Origin of the sequence: Chryseobacterium balustinum (assembly GCF_900168205.1) — a bacterium.
GTDB lineage: Bacteria > Bacteroidota > Bacteroidia > Flavobacteriales > Weeksellaceae > Chryseobacterium > Chryseobacterium balustinum.
Map to the genome: position 1 here is coordinate 1 of NZ_FUZE01000056.1, position 3,976 is coordinate 3,976.

Below are 3,976 nucleotides of genomic sequence, written 5' to 3' on the forward strand. Positions count from 1 at the left end.
AGCTTGAAGAAATAGACCTTAGCTGTTCTTTGTCTGATCTTAAAATATTTCCTGACCTTTCATCTTTGAAAAATTTGAAGAAGCTCAATCTGAGTGCCGAAACTGTTATGGGTCAAAAAATGCCTCCGTATGAACTCTTCGGACAAATGCTTGACAGTATTAAAAATTTGGAACAGATCGAAGAGTTGGATATATCTTTTTGGAAACCAAAGAAAAAGTCGGACTGGCTTGTAATAAAAGATGGTAATGTATCAATACCAGATGTTTTTAATCGTTTTCCAAATCTATTTAGATTATCTATTGCAAATATGAAGATCGATTTTGTTCCCGAATCTATACTGGGACTTACAAAATTGAGGGAACTGCAGATTCAGGGCAATAATTTTGACAAGGATGAAATAGCAAGAATCAAAACTAACCTGCCTAAGTGTGGTGTCCAAAATTATTAGAATTTCATTGAAGGTCACTAATAAATAATTTTCAACCAGTAAAGAATATTCGGAATCATTGTAATAGTTTTAATACAATTTAATAACATATAGAAAGTTTAAGATCTTTGCATCATTGAGTAATTTAGAAATTTAAAATGTTTTTAAACTTAATCTACGATTTAATAATATTGCTTCACGGTTTCTATATTTCCTGTTTCCGTATCCATGAACAGATAAACACAACCGTCATCGTGAAATTGGACGCAGTTTTTTATTTCAAGCTGTCCTAAAAAATACATGGGTCTATCATCTCTAATGAGCCAATTGGGATTTTGTATCCATTTGGGCGGTTTTGTATGATAGTTGAAAAGTTGGTCAATATTTTTCTTGATGATCTGTTTCTTTTCTGCTTTAGATAGCGATCGATCAGCGGGCATAATTAATTTTTCAAAAAATTCTGAGTCGAGGTCAAGGTATTTTGGAACTGTTGTGTGTAATAGATCATACTCTTCTGAATAATTGTCTGTTGAACTGACTTCAATATTTATTTTTTCTAAAAACATTTTAACCGCTCCCTATGCGTTAATTATTCCCTCTGCCGTCTTGTAGTTCTGCTCTGCCAGAAATAGAAACGGACTGGATCTGTGCAAATAAGTTCCATACCAATTGATTTTTTTCGTCTGATAGTAAAACTTCCAATTTTTTATTGCTGTACAATTCCTGTTCAAAGTCTTTGCCAGATAATCGTCCTTCTGCAAAGTCAACCAATATTTTAATATCGTCTGTCATAATATAGATCACTCATTTTCAGTACTCGTCAAAAGTAGTAATTTTCAAGATTTAAAAAATAAGTGAATATTCTAAATATACTCTTCCCTCACAAATCTATATTGAATGAAATTGGCATTACATTCTTTTCATAGCATTTTATTTTCCTGAATTAGGATGAACAAATTTAAAAGTTCATGATTGCCAATAAGGCTATCCGCCTTTTATAGCAAATATATTCGTTGTCACAGCGGAAGAAAATCTCTTTGTGTATCCGTACAAATTTCAAGCTTTCATTCGTCTGTTTAAATTATTTATGGAAGTTTAGATTCAGGATTCAATGTTTATTCATCAAATAAAAGATTTTTTATCATGGAGGATCATTTTTGATGATATCCTATGATATATTTAAGGATCAGGAGTGATAATTTTAAAAAACAGCTATATTTGTTGAAAATACTCAATACGATAGAATTCGTTTTATTTTACAATAATCCACTCATGCCTACAAAAATTATTAGAAATTTTCAGATCGGAATTATACTTTCACTGATGTTGCTTATCACAAGTTCAGTAGCATCTTATGTCAGCATTCAGAAACAGATGAAAAACCGGGAGAGCTTTATGAGAAGTAAGGAATCTATAATTTTTGTAAAAGATATCTTAAATTCTCTTCTGGATGCAGAGACTGGCAACCGGGGATACCAGCTTACCACTCAGGAAAGTTTTCTTGAACCTTTTAATACAAGTAAACTTAAGTATAAATTGCTGGTCTCTAAAGCCGATAAACTTAATGTTACAGAAAAAAATCAGACAAACATACTTCGAAATTTATTGCGTACATCAGAAGCGATGATGGAAGAATTTGTTTTGCTCATAGAGAAACATAGGAAAGGAAATGTAATTACCCCACAGGAACTTTTACAAAATAAGGCAGGGATGGATACCTGTCGCAGCTTGGTTCAGGATTTTGTAAAGAATGAGGAAGTTAAGCTAGCCATTACAAATACAGATTTGAACAGGTCTTCCATGTGGTCTGTATTATTCATTGTTTTTTCCGCTGCAGCAGCCATTAGCGTGACCGCTTTCATTTACGTACAAATGAGATCTGACATTAAACGTCGTGATGGGTTGGAAAAGGATTTGTCTTATGCAAAGCACTTGCTTGAAGATACTAGTGAGGTCGCACAGGTAGGTGGATGGGAAGTGAATATGAAATCCGGCGAGCTGTTTTGGTCTCAGACTACAAGAGAAATTCACAAAGTAAATAGCAATTTTCGGCCAAATTTTGAAAATGCTCTCGGATTTTTCGAAGGAAAAAATGAGGAAAGAGTTAGATACTTGTTCGACAGGGCGGTAAAAGAAGGAATGGCTTTTGATGAGGAGCTTCAGCTTTTACGCAGTGACGGTATTATTGTATGGGTTAGGTTGAAGGGGATTCCCGAATTTGAAGAAGATGTCTGCCAGAGAATTTTTGGAATCATTCAAGATATTGATTCTTACAAAAAGATGTTACTGGAAATTACAAAGAAGGAAGCAATGATGCAATCGTTTGTCAAAGATGTTCCTGTTCCTTTGGCCATGCTTGATAAAGATCTTAATTATATTGCTGTAAGCAGTAGATGGAAGCAGGAGTTTGGAATAGATCATGTAAATTTGATCGGACATACCCTCTTTTCTACTGCCTATCCTAAGATTCAAGAAAACGGAATGGATATTTATCAGAATGCATTATCAGGAATTACCTATGTGAATAAGGATTTTATATTGGAAGTGAAAGGCAGGAAAGATATTCAACATTATGATCTCAAAGTTGGACCATGGTATCTAGATGAAAATCAGGTAGGGGGGATCATTATATCAATACAGAATATCAGTGATGAGGTGAGGGTAAATGAAGAACTTAAAAATGCGAAAGAGACTGCTGATATAGCCAGCAGGGCAAAATCTGAATTTCTCGCTAATATGAGCCATGAAATAAGGACTCCATTGAATGGAGTCATTGGATTCTCAGACCTTCTCTTGGGAACTCCTCTCAATGAAACGCAGGAACAGTACCTAAAATATATCAATGATTCGGGAGAAAATTTGCTTCATATCATCAATGACATTCTCGATTTTTCTAAGATCGAATCAGGTAAAATGGAACTCTTGATCGAAGAAAGCAACCTGAATGAGATGTTGGATCAGGTTATTAATGTTATTCTGTACCAGTCTCAGAAGAAAAATATTGAGCTTCTTCTTAACGTGGAGCAGGGTCTTCCTGCTATGCTTCTTATTGATGAAGCACGTTTAAAACAGATTCTGACCAATCTGTTGGGGAATGCTGTAAAATTTACAGTAACGGGCGAAATAGAGCTGAAAGTGGAGAAATTGCAAATGGATCAGAAAAATATCGTCTTACGCTTCTCCGTCAGAGATACGGGAATAGGAATTCCAGCGGATAAACAAAAATATATTTTCGATGCATTTACTCAGGAAAACAGTTCCATTAGTAAACGATATGGAGGTACTGGTCTGGGGCTTACGATATCGAACAATATTTTGGGATATATGGGCACGAATCTCTCATTAATCAGTGAACCGGAAAAAGGGTCTACTTTTTTCTTCGATATAGAAATTCCTTATTTGATGTCTGAACCAGACGATGAGATGGAGGTTGCTATTGAGAGCGCGTTGGTGGTGGATGATAATGAAACAAACAGGATCATCCTTGAGCATATGCTTGCTCACAAAAATATCAGATCCACACTGGCTGCTAACGGAATGGAAGCCCT

At 35.0% G+C, this 3,976-nt stretch carries 4 protein-coding genes; 2 read left to right on the forward strand and 2 right to left on the reverse strand.

Annotated elements, in window-relative coordinates; genetic code table 11:
* Positions 1 to 449, forward strand: a 449-nt coding sequence (locus B5X64_RS22930) for a leucine-rich repeat domain-containing protein (protein ID WP_167370504.1), incomplete at its 5' end; no start/stop codon positions are given.
* A 161-nt stretch (positions 450 to 610) separates the two neighbouring features.
* Here B5X64_RS22930 and B5X64_RS22300 read toward each other — a convergent pair.
* Both B5X64_RS22300 and B5X64_RS22305 read right to left on the reverse strand, forming a co-directional pair.
* Positions 611 to 994, reverse strand: coding sequence for a hypothetical protein (locus B5X64_RS22300; RefSeq protein WP_079467311.1), 384 nt, complete (start codon positions 992 to 994; stop codon positions 611 to 613).
* Positions 995 to 1,013: 19 nt separating this feature from the next.
* Positions 1,014 to 1,220: a hypothetical protein gene (locus B5X64_RS22305; RefSeq protein WP_079467312.1), complete on the reverse strand. Its 207-nt coding sequence runs from the start codon at positions 1,218 to 1,220 to the stop codon at positions 1,014 to 1,016.
* 378 nt (positions 1,221 to 1,598) lie between these two features.
* Between B5X64_RS22305 and B5X64_RS22310 the strand changes: the two genes are divergently transcribed.
* Positions 1,599 to 3,976 (forward strand): ATP-binding protein (locus B5X64_RS22310; RefSeq protein ID WP_139377623.1); only part of this gene is annotated, 2,378 nt, incomplete at its 3' end.